General features: G+C 41.6%; 18 protein-coding genes, 1 rRNA gene and 1 other RNA gene (1 of these 20 only partly in view). 10 read left to right on the top strand and 10 right to left on the bottom strand.

Features of this window, described 5'->3' with window-relative positions:
* The 5 genes from DY200_RS09570 to asnC all read right to left on the bottom strand — a co-directional run.
* Positions 1 to 162: ribosomal RNA gene (locus tag DY200_RS09570) — 16S ribosomal RNA — on the bottom strand; it reaches 1,380 nt to the left of the window's first position.
* A gap of 365 nt (positions 163 to 527) precedes the next feature.
* Positions 528 to 1,331, bottom strand: coding sequence for a glutamate racemase (gene murI, locus DY200_RS09565; RefSeq protein WP_005599468.1), 804 nt, complete (start codon positions 1,329 to 1,331; stop codon positions 528 to 530).
* A 71-nt stretch (positions 1,332 to 1,402) separates the two neighbouring features.
* On the bottom strand, positions 1,403 to 1,897 hold the full coding sequence (locus DY200_RS09560; protein ID WP_115587997.1) for a chorismate--pyruvate lyase family protein: 495 nt from the start codon (positions 1,895 to 1,897) through the stop codon (positions 1,403 to 1,405).
* 64 nt (positions 1,898 to 1,961) lie between these two features.
* On the bottom strand, positions 1,962 to 2,726 hold the full coding sequence (gene udp, locus DY200_RS09555) for a uridine phosphorylase (protein WP_115587796.1): 765 nt from the start codon (positions 2,724 to 2,726) through the stop codon (positions 1,962 to 1,964).
* A 188-nt stretch (positions 2,727 to 2,914) separates the two neighbouring features.
* On the bottom strand, positions 2,915 to 3,376 hold the full coding sequence (gene asnC, locus DY200_RS09550) for a transcriptional regulator AsnC (RefSeq protein ID WP_005599463.1): 462 nt from the start codon (positions 3,374 to 3,376) through the stop codon (positions 2,915 to 2,917).
* A 181-nt stretch (positions 3,377 to 3,557) separates the two neighbouring features.
* On the opposite strand from asnC, the gene asnA reads away from it, so the two are divergent.
* A complete protein-coding gene (gene asnA, locus DY200_RS09545; RefSeq protein WP_115587795.1) occupies positions 3,558 to 4,550 on the top strand; it encodes an aspartate--ammonia ligase in 993 nt (330 codons plus the stop codon).
* Between the two features lie 102 nt (positions 4,551 to 4,652).
* Here asnA and ssrA read toward each other — a convergent pair.
* Positions 4,653 to 5,018, bottom strand: a transfer-messenger RNA (tmRNA) gene (gene ssrA / locus DY200_RS09540).
* Positions 5,019 to 5,196: 178 nt separating this feature from the next.
* On the opposite strand from ssrA, the gene DY200_RS09535 reads away from it, so the two are divergent.
* Both DY200_RS09535 and rpoH read left to right on the top strand, forming a co-directional pair.
* A complete protein-coding gene (locus DY200_RS09535; protein ID WP_005599457.1) occupies positions 5,197 to 6,534 on the top strand; it encodes an MFS transporter in 1,338 nt (445 codons plus the stop codon).
* A 148-nt stretch (positions 6,535 to 6,682) separates the two neighbouring features.
* Positions 6,683 to 7,633, top strand: coding sequence for an RNA polymerase sigma factor RpoH (rpoH, locus tag DY200_RS09530; RefSeq protein WP_115587794.1), 951 nt, complete (start codon positions 6,683 to 6,685; stop codon positions 7,631 to 7,633).
* Between the two features lie 110 nt (positions 7,634 to 7,743).
* Here rpoH and DY200_RS09525 read toward each other — a convergent pair whose 3' ends face one another.
* Both DY200_RS09525 and msrP read right to left on the bottom strand, forming a co-directional pair.
* The gene (locus DY200_RS09525; protein WP_115587793.1) at positions 7,744 to 8,337 is read right to left on the bottom strand and encodes a protein-methionine-sulfoxide reductase heme-binding subunit MsrQ; all 594 of its coding nucleotides are present in this window, start codon (positions 8,335 to 8,337) and stop codon (positions 7,744 to 7,746) included.
* Positions 8,337 to 9,293: a protein-methionine-sulfoxide reductase catalytic subunit MsrP gene (gene msrP, locus DY200_RS09520; RefSeq protein WP_115587792.1), complete on the bottom strand. Its 957-nt coding sequence runs from the start codon at positions 9,291 to 9,293 to the stop codon at positions 8,337 to 8,339. The genes DY200_RS09525 and msrP overlap by 1 nt, the downstream gene beginning before the upstream one ends.
* A gap of 87 nt (positions 9,294 to 9,380) precedes the next feature.
* Here msrP and DY200_RS09515 point away from each other — a divergent pair, with 87 nt between their 5' ends.
* Both DY200_RS09515 and DY200_RS09510 read left to right on the top strand, forming a co-directional pair.
* Positions 9,381 to 9,962, top strand: coding sequence for a sigma-70 family RNA polymerase sigma factor (locus DY200_RS09515; RefSeq protein ID WP_115587791.1), 582 nt, complete (start codon positions 9,381 to 9,383; stop codon positions 9,960 to 9,962).
* 2 nt (positions 9,963 to 9,964) lie between these two features.
* Positions 9,965 to 10,153: an anti-sigma factor family protein gene (locus DY200_RS09510; protein WP_005602684.1), complete on the top strand. Its 189-nt coding sequence runs from the start codon at positions 9,965 to 9,967 to the stop codon at positions 10,151 to 10,153.
* A gap of 65 nt (positions 10,154 to 10,218) precedes the next feature.
* Here the strand turns inward: DY200_RS09510 and proS are convergent, their stop codons facing one another.
* A complete protein-coding gene (gene proS / locus DY200_RS09505; RefSeq protein WP_115587790.1) occupies positions 10,219 to 11,934 on the bottom strand; it encodes a proline--tRNA ligase in 1,716 nt (571 codons plus the stop codon).
* A gap of 205 nt (positions 11,935 to 12,139) precedes the next feature.
* On the opposite strand from proS, the gene DY200_RS09500 reads away from it, so the two are divergent.
* From DY200_RS09500 to DY200_RS09485, 4 genes are all read left to right on the top strand, one after another.
* On the top strand, positions 12,140 to 12,427 hold the full coding sequence (locus DY200_RS09500) for a type II toxin-antitoxin system Phd/YefM family antitoxin (protein WP_005599447.1): 288 nt from the start codon (positions 12,140 to 12,142) through the stop codon (positions 12,425 to 12,427).
* The gene (locus DY200_RS09495) at positions 12,427 to 12,855 is read left to right on the top strand and encodes a type II toxin-antitoxin system VapC family toxin (RefSeq protein WP_115587789.1); all 429 of its coding nucleotides are present in this window, start codon (positions 12,427 to 12,429) and stop codon (positions 12,853 to 12,855) included. The genes DY200_RS09500 and DY200_RS09495 overlap by 1 nt, the downstream gene beginning before the upstream one ends.
* A 123-nt stretch (positions 12,856 to 12,978) precedes the next feature.
* The gene (recG, locus tag DY200_RS09490; protein ID WP_115587788.1) at positions 12,979 to 15,060 is read left to right on the top strand and encodes an ATP-dependent DNA helicase RecG; all 2,082 of its coding nucleotides are present in this window, start codon (positions 12,979 to 12,981) and stop codon (positions 15,058 to 15,060) included.
* Positions 15,061 to 15,182: 122 nt separating this feature from the next.
* Positions 15,183 to 16,082, top strand: coding sequence for a helix-turn-helix domain-containing protein (locus DY200_RS09485; RefSeq protein WP_115587787.1), 900 nt, complete (start codon positions 15,183 to 15,185; stop codon positions 16,080 to 16,082).
* Between the two features lie 39 nt (positions 16,083 to 16,121).
* Here DY200_RS09485 and DY200_RS09480 read toward each other — a convergent pair whose 3' ends face one another.
* The gene (locus DY200_RS09480; RefSeq protein WP_115587786.1) at positions 16,122 to 16,757 is read right to left on the bottom strand and encodes a DUF417 family protein; all 636 of its coding nucleotides are present in this window, start codon (positions 16,755 to 16,757) and stop codon (positions 16,122 to 16,124) included.
* 255 nt (positions 16,758 to 17,012) lie between these two features.
* Between DY200_RS09480 and rpoZ the strand changes: the two genes are divergently transcribed.
* Complete coding sequence (gene rpoZ, locus DY200_RS09475; protein WP_115587785.1) at positions 17,013 to 17,294, top strand: DNA-directed RNA polymerase subunit omega; 282 nt, start codon at positions 17,013 to 17,015, stop codon at positions 17,292 to 17,294.
* Positions 17,295 to 17,310 lie beyond the last annotated feature (16 nt).

Genomic DNA, 17,310 nt, shown 5'->3' with positions numbered 1-17,310 from the left:
TCCCGTAGTTATCCCCCTCCATAAGCCAGATTCCCAAGCATTACTCACCCGTCCGCCACTCGTCGGCAAAGAAAGCAAGCTCCCTTCCCGTTACCGTTCGACTTGCATGTGTTAAGCCTGCCGCCAGCGTTCAATCTGAGCCATGATCAAACTCTTCAATTCAAAAAGTTTAATCGCTCAATATTCTGCTTAGCTAAGTTCACTTCCCTTACCTAACCAAGTTAAGCAAAAAGAAAAATATGAATTTCTAGTTTAAGCACCTATTAAGACTTCAAGTTTTAAATAATATTTTCAAAATCAAGTCAATCAACAAGTGCCCACACAGATTGTCTGATATATTGTTAAAGAGCAAAAAAGAACGACGCACCGCATTTACTTCTCGTTCACAACAGTGCGTCGTTGTGTGGGTGCATTATAGAGAAATCTAAATTCCTTGCAAGTACTTTTTTCATATTTTTTTATCGAATGTTGCGTTTTTCGCCACTTTTACGCAATCAAAAACACTAACCATTTGATTATAAAGAACTTTATTTTTGTGATAAATTTAATAATTCTAACCGCTTGAAGCCCCATTGTTGCATAATTATTTCCCTTTTAGAGAACTCTTCATCCATTTTCGTGCAAAAGGCGATATTTTCCTTATTTTGCGCCGAGTTCTCTAATGAGAACTCACTGAGTAGCGTAGCCACCCTATTAGCGATACCGTTACCCGGATCAATAAAGAACTTCACTTTCGGCAATAATTGCTGTAATTCTTGTTTCACAAGCGGGAAATGGGTACAGCCTAAAATTACCGTGTCTAATGTAGGATGCGTTTGCCACTCGGCGACAACTTTACTCAATCGATCTTGATCAACATTTCCGGTTCGGATCTTTTCTTCCACCAATTCGACTAATGTAGTAGTCCCAATCTTTTCAACAATACAATCTTTCGCATACTTTTCGATAAGTTCCGCCACATAAGGTCGTTCCACCGTCCCTTTTGTTGCCAGTAATCCGATGGTTTTCGTTTGCGAAATTGCCGCAGCCGGTTTGATTGCCGGTACGGTTCCGACAATCGGGAAGGCAAATTTTTCTCTTAACGCCGGTAATACAACGGTACTTGCCGTATTACAGGCGACAACGACCATATCAAGCGGGTATTTTTCTGCAATTTTTTGCACAATTTTGATCGCTTGTTCGATTAGGACGTTTTCAGAACGCTCGGAATAAGGAAAGTAAGCATTATCGAAACAATAGAGATAATGGGCATTCGGTAAAGTTTGGCGTATCGCATCATAAATGGTTAGCCCGCCCATTCCCGAATCATATAAAAGGATTGTCGGTTTCATATTATAGAAATAAATAAAAGATTAGTCGGAATGCTACTCTCTTATTTTAGGCGATTCAAGCTCTCTATTTTTTATAAATAAGGAAAATCCGCCAAGAACAATTCGGAGATTTCTAACGGATAGCCTTTTAATAAATAACAGGCTCTGCGCATATACATTCCGCTATGCGCATCACATTGCCATTCAAGCGAAATCCGTTCCGGTTTCTGAGGGAAAAGCCATAAGCCGATGGGTTGATCACCTAGCTTCGGGAGATCTTGCGCGACATGTTCCATCGTTTCTCGCGGTACGACGGTTTGAGCAAAAATCCACGGTTGATCTTTTTCTTTAAGTAAGACTTCTCGCAACCAAAAATCCGAACGACAAGCGGTCATTTTTTCAGAAATTTTTGCAATCCATTTTTGTTGGGTAATTTCAACATTGAAATGCTGCGTAACTTGTAATAATTTTTGCGTTAGCGATCCTTGATGTAGAAGCCACTCTTGTTGAGCTTTACTAAGCGGCTCTTTTTCTGAACACCAATGATTTTGCGCTAAGATTTGACGATATTGTTGCAACATAAAGATAAAAAAAGCGGTTAGATTGCAAATTATTTTAACAATCCGACCGCTTGTTGTGAACTTTAATTCATTAAGCTGATTTAGCCAGTTTTCCCGCTGCTTCAACCACCACCGCAATCGCCGTTTGTTCGGTTGCGTGAATTGTCGCTTCATTCGGAATCTCTTGTTGCGTACGGTTTACAATTACCCCTGAAACCATACCGGCACGTAAACCCAGTGCGGAACACATAGTAAACAATGTCGCAGACTCCATTTCAAAGTTCATTACGTTAAGCTCTTGCCATTGTTTTAGCGAACCTTGGAAATGGCGATAGACTTTACCGCTATACGTATCGTAACGTTCTTGACCCGGATAGAAAGTATCGGATGAGGCGGTGATACCGACATAAGGAGTTACTCCTTGATTTTTCGCTGCTGCATAAAGTTCATTGGTACATTCGAAGTTTGCTACCGCTGGATATTCTAACGGTGCAAAGTGGCGACTTGCGCCGTCTAAGCGAACCGCACCGGTCGTAACCAGTACGTCACCCACATTAATATGCGGTTGGATAGCACCGGTCGTACCGATACGTAAGAATGTACGTACACCGAGTTGAGCCAATTCTTCCACACAAATTGATACTGACGGACCGCCGATACCGGTTGAACAAACGACAATCGGTTCTTCGCCGACATAACCTAACCAAGAAGTAAATTCACGGGTTGAAACGAGAAATTCAGGATTATCCATTTTTTGCGCAATACGTTCGCTGCGAGCCGGATCACCCGGTACAATCGCAACTTTTGCCCCTTTTAACATGGCTTTGGTTAAACCTAAATGGAATACTTCAGACATACTGTATCTCCTTTATTTAGATGGGATAAAATCGAAAATTTAAGCCTATTCAATCACGAAAATAAAAGATAAGCGATTGTTTTTAATAAAAAATTTGCAAATTTGTGAAGCTGATCAAATGAAAACGTTTGCGTTTTTTGCTCACAAGCGGTCAAATTTCCGTTATTTTTTACAAAATCGACGCTAGGCTAAGGCTTAATTCCTCTGAGAATCGGGTTTTGCATCGAAATTAAGGTTTCGGTAGATTGAATTTCATCAATCAGCTGAATTTTTGTCGCCAATACACGATGTAATTCCTCAATCGTATGTGTCATTACCTTAATAAAAATCGAATAATTTCCCGTGGTATAGTAAGCCTCGACCACTTCTTCAAACTCATTCAATTTGGCAATCACTTTTTCGTAATCTTTCGCCGATTTCAAAATAATGCCGATAAAGCAACAAACGTCATAGCCGAGTTTACGCTCATTAATACGGATTTTAGTCCCTTCGATAATTCCCGATTGACGCATTTTTTCCACTCGAACATGAATGGTTCCCGCACTTACACCGAAATTCTTCGCCATTTCTGCATAAGGCGTACGAGCATCTTCTACCAATGCACGTAAAATAAGCTGATCTAACCTGTCAATTTGATATTTTGTGTGCAAAATTCATACTCCATTTTTGATTTATTGATAATTCAATAAAATTTAATACAAATAATTAGATAAAATCTAATAGAAAAAGATTTTTATTTGATGAATATTGCATTTTTTACGGATTATATTAAATTACATTCATCTCAACGAATCATGAGAACAAATTACTCTATTTATAAGGAATAAGATAATGAAAAAGACATTCATTTTACAACAACAAGAAATCAGCTTTGTGAAAAACACCTTTACCCAATATCTTATCGATAAATTAGGCATTATCGAAGTTCAAGGTCCGATTCTCAGTCAAGTGGGTAACGGTATGCAGGATAACCTTTCCGGTATCGAAAAAGCGGTTCAAGTAAACGTAAAATGTATTCCCGGCGCAACTTTTGAAGTAGTTCACTCGCTCGCAAAATGGAAACGCCACACTTTAGCGCGTTTCGGTTTTAAAGAAGGCGAAGGTTTATTCGTACATATGAAAGCGTTACGTCCGGATGAAGACTCGCTCGACCCGACCCACTCTGTCTATGTGGATCAATGGGACTGGGAAAAAGTGATTCCCGAAGGTCGTCGTAACTTTGATTTCTTAAAAGAAACCGTAAATGAAATTTATAAAGCGATTCGTTTAACCGAATTAGCCGTAGAAGCACGTTTTGATATTCCGTCAATCCTACCGAAACAAATTACCTTCGTACACAGTGAAGAACTCGTGCAACGTTACCCGAATATGACCGGTAAAGAGCGTGAAAATGCGATCTGTAAAGAACACGGTGCGGTATTCTTAATCGGTATCGGCGGTAAATTGTCCGACGAAAAACCGCACGACGGACGAGCGCCGGACTATGATGACTGGACAACCGAATCTGAAAACGGTTACAAAGGCTTAAACGGCGATATTTTAGTATGGAACGAACAACTCGGTACGGCATTTGAACTTTCGTCAATGGGTATCCGTGTTGATGAAAAAGCACTGCGTTTACAAGTCGAATTAACCGGCGACCAAGATCGTTTAGAAATGGATTGGCACAAAGATTTATTAGCAGGTCGCTTACCGCTTTCAATCGGTGGTGGTATCGGTCAATCTCGTTTAGTAATGTTCTTACTTCGTAAAGCCCATATCGGTGAAGTTCAATCAAGCGTATGGCCGAAAGAAATGTTAGAAAAATATAAACATATTCTGTAGCTAAAAAATTAAGAGCTGATTTGCCAATGCAATTCAGCTCTTTTATATATCAACTTAAACAAAAATCCCTAGCCTTTTAAGCTAGGGATTTTTTATGAAATTTGGTGGAGCTGGGGGGATTTGAACCCCCGTCCGAAATTACTCCATCTTCAGCACTACACGTTTAGTCTGGTCTTTAATTTCACTTACCTCCAGCGGACAGACACGCAAAAAATAAGCTAGTTTGATTCAATTTAGTGTTTCGATCCTCAAACGGCGGCGTCCACACGATCTCGTTTTGGGTGACTTATCGTTGCCCTCGTCTTACGAGCGGAAGCTGAGGCGATAAGGCTATGAGCAGGTTATTAAGCTGCTAAAGCGTATTGTTCGTCGTTTGCGACTATTTTTTTGCGGTTTGTTTACGAGGCCTACCGCACCTCGACGTGCACCTTGGACTTCGCTAATCCCGTCGAATCCAGAATCAGCCCCAAAAGTCTTATAATTCTAATGGAAAGCGGTTGATTTTGCAAAAAATTTTGTAAATTTAACCGCTTGCTCAATTAATTTGTGGAGTAGTTCAAAGATTTCATTTTTTTATTTTGACAAATAAACTTCGATTGATTGTAATTCGAACAAATTTTCCACTTTCTTATTAAAGGTGTCCACGATGACTTTCGCCTATCAACAAAAAGAGCCGGAAAAATTTGCGACTTTTCTAAAACGCCAAAAAATGATCTTTATCGTAGCGTTTCTCGGCTATGTCTGCGCTTATTTAGTCCGTAACAATTTCAAATTGATGTCTAAATCCATTATGGTGACCAACGGTTGGGAAAAAGCGGATATTGCGATGTTACTTTCCTGTTTGACCATTTCTTACGGGTTGGCAAAATTTTATATGGGCGCATTGGGCGATCGTGTCGATTTACGTAAATTGTTTGCGATCTGTTTAGGGGCAAGCGCCGTGATTTGTATTACGATCGGTTTCTACCATACTTCGATCCTCACTCTTGCCGTTTTACTGGTACTTTGCGGTGTGGTGCAAGGTGCACTGGCTCCGGCATCACAAAATATGATTGCAAATTATTACCCGAACAAAACCCGCGGGGCGGCTATCGCAGGTTGGAATATTTCACAAAATATGGGGTCTGCGTTATTACCGATGATGATTGCAATGATGACGACGATGGGTTTTATCGTGCCTTCAACCGGTAATGTATTGATGGCATTCTTAGTACCTGCCGTTTTAGTTTTATTATTTGCGGTATTTTGTTGGAAATTCGGTGGCGATGCGCCGGAAAAAGAAGGATTGGATTCACTCCGTACGATGTATGGTGACGCCGGCGAATCTAACGTCGCTTCCGAAGAAGAAAAACATAATTTAGGTTATTGGCAACTTATCGGTAAATATGTATTCCTCAACCCCGCACTACTATTGGTTGCGGCAGTAAACGTCGCACTATACTTCGTTCGCTTCGGCATTGAGGACTGGATGCCGATTTATTTACATGAAGTGGCGAAAATGGGCGATGCGGAATCCCATATGGCAATCTCGATTCTTGAATGGGTCGCGATTCCGGGTTCATTAGTATTCGCATGGTTAGCGGTTAAATATCCGAATAAAATGGCAAAAATGGGTGCAATCGGATTATTCATTATGGCGGGTATCGTATTCGCTTATGAATATGTTACCGCAAGCGGTGCGCCTAACTATCCGTTATTACTGGTAATTTGCGGCATTTTAGGGGCTTTAATTTATGGTCCGCAATTAATCGTGAATATTTTAACCATTAACTTCGTCCCGCTAAATGTTGCCGGTACCGCAATCGGCTTTGTCGGTGTCACCGCTTACTTAATCGGTAATATGGGCGCAAACTGGATTATGCCGATTATGGCGGATAACTTCGGTTGGTTCTGGTCTTATGTAGTCATTGCGGCGCTTTCCGCATTTTCTGCCGTCGGTTATTTAATATTGGCTAAACACGAAGAGAAAACGATTAAAGCCTAAATCCCTATTTTTATAAATCTAAAAAAAGCCGAGTGACTATATTTGAACTCGGTTTTTTTATTTGAATCTAATCTGCTCGTAAGAAAAACAGACGAGAAAGTTCTAACGCTGTTATAATGTAAATTAAATAATTAGCCGGAGAGATAGCATGAAAAAATTCGATGAACATGAGATTGAAGATGCGGAAATTATCGAGCCGGACGAAATAGAAGTGACGGAAAGCGATAATCAGCCGACTGAGGCAATGCACCCCGCTTTGGTACAGGGCGGAATGCCGGTGCCGCAAGGTAATCTCGACAGCTATATTCGTATGGCGAATCAATATCCGATTCTCACTGCCGAACAAGAAAAGGAATTGGCGGAACGCTATTACTATGATGAAGATGTTGAGGCGGCAAAACAGCTAATTCTATCGCATATGCGTTTTGTGATTCATATCGCCAGAGGTTATTTGGGATACGGTTTACCGCTTGCCGACTTAATTCAAGAAGGTAATATCGGATTAATGAAAGCGGTAAAACGATTTGACCCGAATGTCGGCGTGCGATTGGTATCTTTTGCGGTACACTGGGTGAAAGCGGAAATTCACGAATACGTATTAAAAAACTGGCGTATCGTGAAAGTCGCTACGACCAAAGCGCAGCGTAAACTCTTTTTCAATCTGCGCAAAAATAAAAACCGCTTGGCTTGGTTCAACGAGGAAGAAATCCAAAAAGTCGCCGAAGATTTGGGTGTTTCGCCCGAAGAAGTGCGCGAAATGGAATCCCGTATGACCGGGCAAGATCTCGGTTTTGATTTGCCGGTCGGCGAAGATGATGACGAAGTTTATACGCCGTCAATGTATTTGGAAGATAACAGCTCTAACTTTGCCGATGACTTGGAAGACGATCAATACAACGGACAAGCTACCGCTCAATTAGCTTATGCCTTAGCAACACTGGACGAACGTAGCCAAGATATTATTAAAACTCGTTGGTTGGATGAAGAAAAAGCGACTTTACAAGATCTGGCGGAAAAATACGGCATTTCCGCCGAGCGCGTTCGCCAACTTGAAAATGCGGCATTGAAGAAAATCAAAGATGCGATAACCTTTGAATAGCTTGATTTTGAAAAAATAATAAGCGGTCATTTTTACCGAATTTTTAGTAAAAATAACCGCTCATTTTTTATGCTGACTAAATAAATTCTTTTATCGGGCAATTAATCCTATCACTTCAGATAAGCTAACAACCGATTTCCTGCATATTTCCAACCGACAATAACCGCAACCATTATCCCGATGGTAATCGGTCCTAGAGTCAAACCTTTTACAGACCAATAATAATGAACGGCGGCCGCCACAATCGCAACGTAAGCGAATTGGTGCACGCTAAACCATTTTTTACCTAACGCCTGTTTAATAAACGGAATAGACGTTACGGACATTGCCAATAGAATAACAAATGCAATCGCACCTAGGATAAGATAAGGTCGTTGGACGACTTCACTTAAAAATAAAGAAAAATCCAAACCAAGTTCTAACACTAAATAACCGCATACATGCAGTAATGCCCACACAAATGCCCATAGTCCGAGCGGACGGCGTAAAATCTGATATTGGTTTTTATTCAATATTTGGAGCAAAATACCCAATAAAAACATTACACAGAAAATAATAATGGCGGTGTAACCCAAAAAGTGAATTAAATCTTTACTCGGATCGGCTCCGAGTATTTCCGGGTCGTCGCTGGATAAAACGAAGCCGACCCAAACCAACGGCACAACACAAGCCAAATGAATAATTGTTCTTAATATAGATAACATTAGAAGTTTACCTTTAAGTCCAGACCTTTATAAAGGTGAGCGACTTCCTTCTCATAGCCGTTAAACATCAATGTATCTTGACGTTTTACCGCAAGTAATCCGCCGCTACCGATAACACGTTCGGAGGCCTGTGACCAACGAGGATGATCCACGTTAGGATTCACATTAGCGTAAAAACCGTATTCATGCGGCGCTAATTTCTCCCAGGTGGTACGAGGGCGAGTTTCCGAGAAAGTAATTTTCACAATGGACTTAATACTTTTGAAGCCGTATTTCCACGGCACCACCAAACGAATCGGCGCACCGTTTTGCGGCGGTAGCATTTTTCCGTATAGACCGACCGACAGTAAGGTAAGCGGATTCATTGCTTCTTCGATGGTTAATGCCTCCACATACGGATAATCGATACCGCCGCCGAAGAATTTATTTTTCTGCCCCGGCATTTGCTCCGGATCATGTAACGTATGGAATATAACAAACTTCGCTTTAGAAGTAGGCTTCGCCATTTCGACCAAACGAGCCAACTCAAAACCGACCCATGGAATTACCATCGACCATGCTTCGACACAACGGAAGCGATAAATACGCTCCTCTAACGGAAAAGTATTGAATAATTGTGCGTGATTAAGCACAAAAGGATTCTCTACCTCACCGGCAATTTCCAACGACCACGGATCCGTTTTAAAATCTTTTGCAAATTTAGCGGGGGACGCTTTATCTACGCCGAATTCATAGAAATTGTTATAACCGGTGACTTTATTTTCCGGAGTGAGTAAGAAATCACCCTTCGGAGCGTCTTTAAAATTAAGTGCTTTTAACTGGTCGGATTTCTCTACGGCAAAGCTGATATTCGGTAAACTCAGAGCCGCCGCACCGAGTCCCATAGCCTTAATAATTTGACGACGTTGATTGAAAATAGCTTCAGGGGTAACGTCATAACGAGTAAATCTGTTCATAATCATCTCCTTTATGTATAATTCTTTGACTTAGAAACATAAAAATAATTACATAAAAATAAATTTATTTAAGATAAAGGAAAAATAATGTCAGAGATTGAACAATTAAGCTCTATTACGCCGCAACGAATCGAAGAAATTCGTTTACAAATGGTTAAATTCGCTACGTTACAATTAAAAGATCCCGATTTAGCCGAAGATGTCGTACAAGAATCTCTCGCCAGCGCATATAAGAACGCTCATTCGTTCCGAGGACAGGCGGCATTAAAAACTTGGATTTTTGCCATTTTAAAAAATAAAATTATTGATTTAATTAAATATCGAAAACGAACGGTTAATGTTTCCGACTTAGTTGAAGAAGAAAGCCCCAATCAATTTTTTGATCACACCGGATATTGGTCGTCCGATACTTATGAACCTAAAGAATGGGAAGATGTCGGGCAAATGACTTATAAGAAAGAATTTTGGGCGATCTTCGACATTTGTTTAAATAAATTACCCGCACAACAGGCACGCGTATTTATGATGCGCGAACATTTAGATATGGGAAGCGAACAAATTTGCTTGGAATGTAATATTAGTACCGCTAATTTACATGTTATCTTGCATAGAGCTAGGCTACAGCTACAGGCTTGTTTAGCCAAAAATTGGTTTGAAGGAGAAAAATAATAATGAATTGTGAGCATGCCTCAGAATTAATTTCACTTAGCTGCGAACAAAAACTGAAAGTTAAAGAAAGTGTCCGGCTTCAAGTGCATTTATGGCTTTGCCCTAAATGCCGTCATTTTAAACAAAATAATGATAAATTGCGCCAAATGTTGCACGAATACTGCCAACAAGATAAAACTAATTTGAAGTAACATTCCTATGAAAAACGACCGCTTGTTTTAAGGCAAGCGGTCTTTTTTCATCTATTTTTTGCGAATTACGCTTTCACGTTTTCTTTTAAGAAAGCTAGCAGCTGATCTTTAGCAATCATTGCTTTCTCACCGGTACGGCGGTTTTTGTATTCGATTTCGCCGTTTGCAAGATTTTTCTCGCCAATCACCACCATATGCGGCACACCGATTAATTCCATATCGGCAAACATCACACCCGGACGCTCTTTACGATCATCAAAAATCACGTCCACGCCTTGAGCTTTCAGGGTGCGGTACAATTCTTCCGAGAATTGTTGCACGCTTTCCGATTTGTGCATATTCATCGGCACGATTGCAACGGTGAACGGGGCGATTTCATCTGATGGCCAAATAATACCACGTTCATCGTGATGTTGTTCGATTGCTGCGGCAACCACACGTGTTACACCGATACCATAGCAACCCATGGTCATCACAAGCGGTTTACCGTCTTCGCCTTGAACGGTTGCTTTCATTGCTTCCGAATATTTGGTACCAAGTTGGAAAATATGCCCTACTTCAATACCGCGTTTAATTTGTAACACGCCTTTGCCGTCTGGGCTTGGGTCGCCTTCCACTACGTTACGTAAGTCCGCCACTTCCGGCATTGCTGCATCACGTTCCCAGTTCACATTGAAATAATGTTTGCCATCAATGTTTGCGCCACAGCCGAAATCTGACATAACCGCTACTGAACGGTCGATAATCGCCGGAATATTCAGATTAATTACGCCAAGTGAACCCACACTCGCACCGATTTTTGCTTTAATTTCCGCTTCATCTGCAAATTCAAACGGATCAGCCACTAACGGATGTTTTTGTGCTTTTATTTCATTTAATTCGTGATCGCCACGCAACACTAACGCCACAAGCGGTTGTTCTTCGGTTGCGCCTTTTACGATTAAAGTTTTTACCGTTTTCCCAATCGGTAAATTGAATTGCTCAACCAATTCGTTAATTGTTTTCGCATTCGGTGTATCGACTAACTGCATTTCTGCCGTTGGCGCTTGGCGTTCACCTACTGCTACCGCTTCCGCTAATTCGATATTCGCTGCGAAATCCGATTCGGTTGAAAACACCACATCATCTTCGCCGCTTGACGCTAACACTTGGAACTCGTGTGAAGCCGAACCGCCGATTGAACCGGTATCCGCCTGTACCGCACGGAAATCTAAACCAAGACGAGTGAAAATGTTGCTGTACACTTGGTACATCACATCATAAGTTTCTTGTAATGACGCTTTATCCACGTGGAAAGAATACGCATCTTTCATCACAAACTCACGTGAACGCATCACCCCGAAACGTGGGCGCACTTCATCACGGAATTTGGTTTGAATTTGATATAAATTTAACGGAAGTTGTTTGTAAGACGACACTTCACGGCGCACTAAGTCGGTGATTACTTCTTCGTGAGTCGGGCCTAACACGAAATCACGGCTGCCACGATCAACAAAACGCAATAATTCCGCACCGTAATCGTTCCAACGGCCTGATTCTTGCCATAATTCCGCCGGTTGCACCACGGGCATTAACACCTCGATAGCACCGCCTTTGTTCATTTCTTCACGAATAATATTTTCTACTTTTTTCAACACCTTGATCCCGGTCGGCAACCAGTTATATAAACCTGAAGCCATCGGACGAATCATACCGGCACGCAACATTAATTGATGGCTTACCACCTGTGCATCGTTCGGCGTTTCTTTAAGGGTCGAAAATAAATACTGACTTGTACGCATTGTTATTCCTATTTTTATTTTAAATATCGAAAAATGGGATCTATTTTAAAACAAAAGCGGTCGAATTTTCATAGAATTTTGCAATTTGCAAAAAATTTCTTAAATCCGACCGCTTAATATAGAAAATCATATTCAATCAACTTACTTGTAATTCTCCCTACATTTACTAAAATACATTCAATTTTTCACTACATTGGAGTACGTTATGCCAATTACTATTACCTCTCGAGAATTTAATCAACACGCCAGTAAAGTGCTGAAAATGGCAGAAAAAGAACCGGTTTTTATCACTAAATGGGGAAAAATTGTCAGCGTTGTCTCCAATTATGTTGATTACAAACAGCACACAACGGTTGAGCCTAGCTTTGAAGAACTATTTGCCTCATCTACGGATGAATCGGTTAGCGATGAGTTTTGGCAAGATTTTGAACAGACATTAACAAAAATTCGCAAAAGTAATAAATCCGAACAAATAGATTTTGGAGATGAATAATGTTTCAATATCTTTTTGATACCAACATCATTTCCGAGCTTTATAAGCTAGGAAACAGTAGAATGGATACCAATGTACGACAATGGTTAGCAACGATTAAACCGAGCCAGACGAATATTAGTTGCATCACGCTTTCCGAAATAAAAACGGGGATTTTGCTCAAAGCTCGTAAAGATCCTATTCAAGCCGAGCGGTTAAATCATTGGTTTACTCATAATGTATTAAGCGTTTATCAAGCCAAAGCTTTTCCTATAAATAATAAAATTGCGTTACTGGCTTCGGAATACCACATTCCAAATAAAATGGATTTAAACGATGCTTATATTGCCGCAACCGCTAAATACCATAATTTAGTGCTTGTTACTCGTAATTTGAAAGACTTCAACCGTTGCGATATACGTTTATTTAATCCTTTTGAACCGAATTAATCCTCCCACGCATACTTTGGTAATTTTTTAAAGAAATCCGACCGCTTGATTTGTACATAAAAACAGTATTTGTTATATTAACTCAATCGAAAACAAGCGGTCGGATTTAATCAAAATTTTACTATGAGCGAACAATTACTAGACGGTGTGCCACTGACCGCCCTTTCCGGGGTGGGTGCGGCGATTGCGGAAAAACTTAGCCGAATCGGCATTAATAACGTGCAAGATCTGTTATTTCATTTGCCTTATCGCTATGAAGATCGTACTCGAGTTACACCGATTATCGATGTGCGCCCGGAAAGTTTTTCTACCATCGAAGGTATCGTGCAAGTTACCGAAGTACAATTCGGTCGCCGTCTGATTTTATCCACCGTGCTTTCTGACGGCACCAGTAAAATTACGCTGAAATTCTTTAATTTTAATGCGGGGATGAAAAACAGCCTGACTGCCGGCACACGTGTAAAAGCTTTTGGCGAAATCAAACGTGGGCGTTTTATGGCGGAAATTCATCACCCCGAATATCAAATTATTCGCAATAATCAACCGCTTGAACTTGCCGAAACTTTAACGCCGATTTACTCCACCACAGAAGGTTTAAAGCAAAATTCGTTACGTAAACTCACCGAGCAAGCATTAGCGTTATTAGATAAAATCAAAGTCGGTGAACTGTTGCCGGACGAATACAATCCGCATAAATACAGTTTAAAAGAAGCGTTGCAATTATTGCATCGCCCGCCACCGAGCGTTTCTGCCGAACAGCTGGAAAAAGGCGATCATCCGGCACAAAAACGGCTGATTTTTGAAGAATTATTGGCACACAACTTAGCAATGCAGCAAGTGCGAGTCGGAGTCAATCAGCTGACTGCTACGCCGCTACGCTATCAAACCGATCTCAAAAGCCGCTTTTTGGCGAGTTTGCCGTTTAAACCGACCAACGCTCAAAGCCGTGTAACGGCGGATATTGAGCAAGATTTAGCAAAATCTTCGCCAATGATGCGTTTAGTACAAGGCGATGTTGGCTCGGGTAAAACGTTAGTCGCGGCACTTGCCGCCCTGCTTGCAATTGATAACGGCAAACAAGTGGCATTAATGGCACCGACTGAAATCCTTGCCGAGCAGCACGCCAATAACTTTGCCAACTGGCTACGCCCGTTCGGTATTGAAATCGGCTGGCTTGCCGGTAAAGTAAAAGGCAAAGCTCGCACCGCACAACTGGAAGCGATTAAAAACGGCGAAGTGCAGATGATTATCGGCACGCACGCTCTCTTCCAAGAAAGTGTAGAGTTTCATAACCTCGCATTAGTGATTATTGATGAACAACACCGTTTCGGTGTACATCAACGCTTAACCCTACGTGAAAAAGGCGCGAAAGACGGCATTTATCCGCACCAGCTAATTATGACCGCCACACCAATCCCTCGTACCTTAGCGATGACGGTCTATGCCGATCTGGATACCTCTATTATTGACGAGCTACCGCCGGGGCGAACACCGATTACCACCGTGGCGATTTCGGAAGACAGACGCGATGAAATTGTCCGTCGTGTGTATGCCGCCTGCAAAAATGAAAAACGCCAAGCTTATTGGGTTTGTACCCTAATTGATGAATCGGAAGTCTTGGAAGCACAAGCAGCGGCGGCGATTGCCGAAGATTTACAACGAGCCTTACCGGATTTACGCATCGGCTTGGTACACGGACGAATGAAGCCGCAAGAAAAGCAAGCGATTATGGCGGAATTTAAAGCGGCAAATATTGATTTATTGGTTGCCACCACAGTGATTGAAGTCGGCGTTGATGTACCGAATGCCAGCCTAATGATTATCGAAAACTCCGAACGTTTGGGGCTTGCTCAACTCCACCAATTACGTGGACGTGTCGGACGTGGTGCAACCGCTTCCCATTGCGTGTTGCTGTATAAACCGCCACTCGGCAAAATCTCGAGTAAACGCTTACAAGTGTTACGTGACAGCCAAGACGGTTTCTATATTGCCGAAAAAGATTTAGAAATTCGTGGCACGGGTGAAATTCTCGGCACCAAACAAACCGGTATGGCGGAATTTAAAGTAGCGAATTTAATGCGAGATCGCAAAATGATTCCATTAGTACAAAACTACGCCAAGCAAATTATTCAGCAAAATCCACCGCTTGCAGAAGCACTGATTCGCCGCTGGCTTGGCGAGCGTACCGAATATAGCAACGCCTAATCGCAAGCGGTCTGATTTGTCGGTTTTTTTGTAAGATTTTGACCGCTTTACCCCTCAAAAACCGCTTGCTATCTTGTCAAATCGTCTATAGATTTAGCCTAAAAATCGTATAACGGGGCTTTATGGACATCATCGATCGCTTAATTCAGTTAGCGCAAATTCAAGGGGAAATCCATACCCATTGTCTATTTCAAGACCATTGGCGGGTGGAAAACCCGAAAAATGCGGCACGGCCTCAAGGCGCATTTCATATTCTATTACAAGGCGAGTGCGAACTCTGGTTTGAAGAGCAATGTTTCCTTTTGCAAGCGGGCGATATTTTCTTTTTACCGAAAGGGCAACTCCATCGTTTACAAAATCGAGGCTTTCGGGCGGAGCTTGCCAACCCTCCTTGTATATTGGAAAGATCGTCTGCTTATCAAACGGTGGCTAACGGTGACGGCGAAGCGAAAGTAGAGATGTTTTGCGGCGAATTTTTATATAATCCGCCGGCAACCATTATCGAAAACTTACCCGATTATTTGCATTTTTCACTTAAAAATACACCGCTTACGGCATTAATTTCATTATTTAAAACGGAAGCGGAAAAAGCCAGATTCGCTCACTATTCGGTTATTAACGGGCTTTCGCAAGTGTTATTCAGTTATATTTTACGTATTTATCTTGCCGATAATCCGAATACAATCGGTATTTTGACCGCTTTACAAGACAAGCGTTTAAGTGCCTGTTTACAAGCCATTTTGCTTGCGCCTGAAAAGCCTTGGCAAGTTCCAACACTCGCGGAATTAGCGAATATGTCGAGAGCGAATTTCTTACGGGTATTCCAACAAAAAATCGGTGTTTCACCGACTAAATTGCTGATGCAAATTCGCCTGCAGCAAGCGGCGTTATTACTCAAACAAACTCAAGGAAACGTATTGAATATCGCACTTTCGGTAGGCTATCAGTCGGAAGCGCACTTTAGTAAGGCGTTTAAAGCGGTATATGGTATGCCGCCGAGCGTATGGCGGAAAACGGGATGAATTTGTAGGAGCGATATATACGCTCCTACATAAAGTGAATTAAGCGACTTTTTTACGCGCTAAAATACGGTTGGCACATTCCGCTGCGGCGGTTAAACCGCCTGCCATCATAATAATATCTTTCACGATTAAACGCCCTACGCCGGATAAATACGGGAAGCCGTGCGCAGGCGTCGGCATATCGCCGCCCAGATTCGGCACCCAAGCCTCCGGCGTGGTTATCAAGAAAGAAAGCGTAATGATCGACATACCGAAGGTTAATAAACCGCCCGCTAAACCTGCGGTTGCATTCCAAATACCGAGTAAGGTTAAAATACCGACGGTTACGATAGTTGCGCCGATAATATAAGAAGCGGTGTAAGTACCGTTCTCTTTATGCCATTCGATATTTTTCGCCACCATTTTTCCTTCCGGATTTTTGTGGAGAGTGTATTCCATCACTAAATCGCCCTTCTCATTCGGCACAAGGTTCGAACCTTTTTCATACATATAGCTGAAAAACGGGCTGTTCGATACGAAGTGCGCAATACCGTCCGCTTCGTATTGGCATACTTTTAAACCGCCAATCCAAGCCATGACAATAAAAATCGCAATGCGTACAAAGTTAATAAATTGACGTTGCATCGGTGCGACGATTCTCGCTACAAACTCGACAAAAGCATTCCACGCGTTCATAAGATGTCCTTTTTTAAAGTTGTTAAAAAACACCTAGAAAGAGGTATTTCCAGGCGTCCTCATTATATTTTTTTACTTAACCTTGTCAGTACGCTGACAATAAAGTTGAGACGAATCCTCAATGAAATGAGATAATCAAACAAGGAAGATGATTTTGTGAAAGGGAAAATCGTAGTCGTTGTAAGCGATGGCTAATTTCTGTATAATCTCTCGTCTTTTTATAAACGAAATTCGCAAAAACTCTGGAGTAACAAAATGGCTCGTGTAACCGTACAAGAAGCAGCAGATAAAATCGGCAACCGTTTCGACTTAATTTTGACCGCAGCACGCCGTGCAAGACAATTACAACTTCACGTTCGTGAACCGCTTGTGCCTGAAGAAAATGATAAACCGACGGTTATCGCATTACGTGAAATCGAAAAAGGTTTAATCAATAGTCAGATCATGGATCAATTGGAAAATAACGACGCAATCCAACAAGAAGTTGCAGAACAAGAAGCAATCTCTTTCCTAGCAGACGTACAAGCTAACGCTTAAGATCAATTTTATTCAA

This window comes from Actinobacillus lignieresii, from assembly GCF_900444945.1.
GTDB classification, from domain to species: Bacteria; Pseudomonadota; Gammaproteobacteria; order Enterobacterales; family Pasteurellaceae; genus Actinobacillus; species Actinobacillus lignieresii.
The sequence above is the reverse complement of the archived record's forward strand: the minus strand, read 5'-3'. Positions and strand labels throughout refer to the sequence as shown.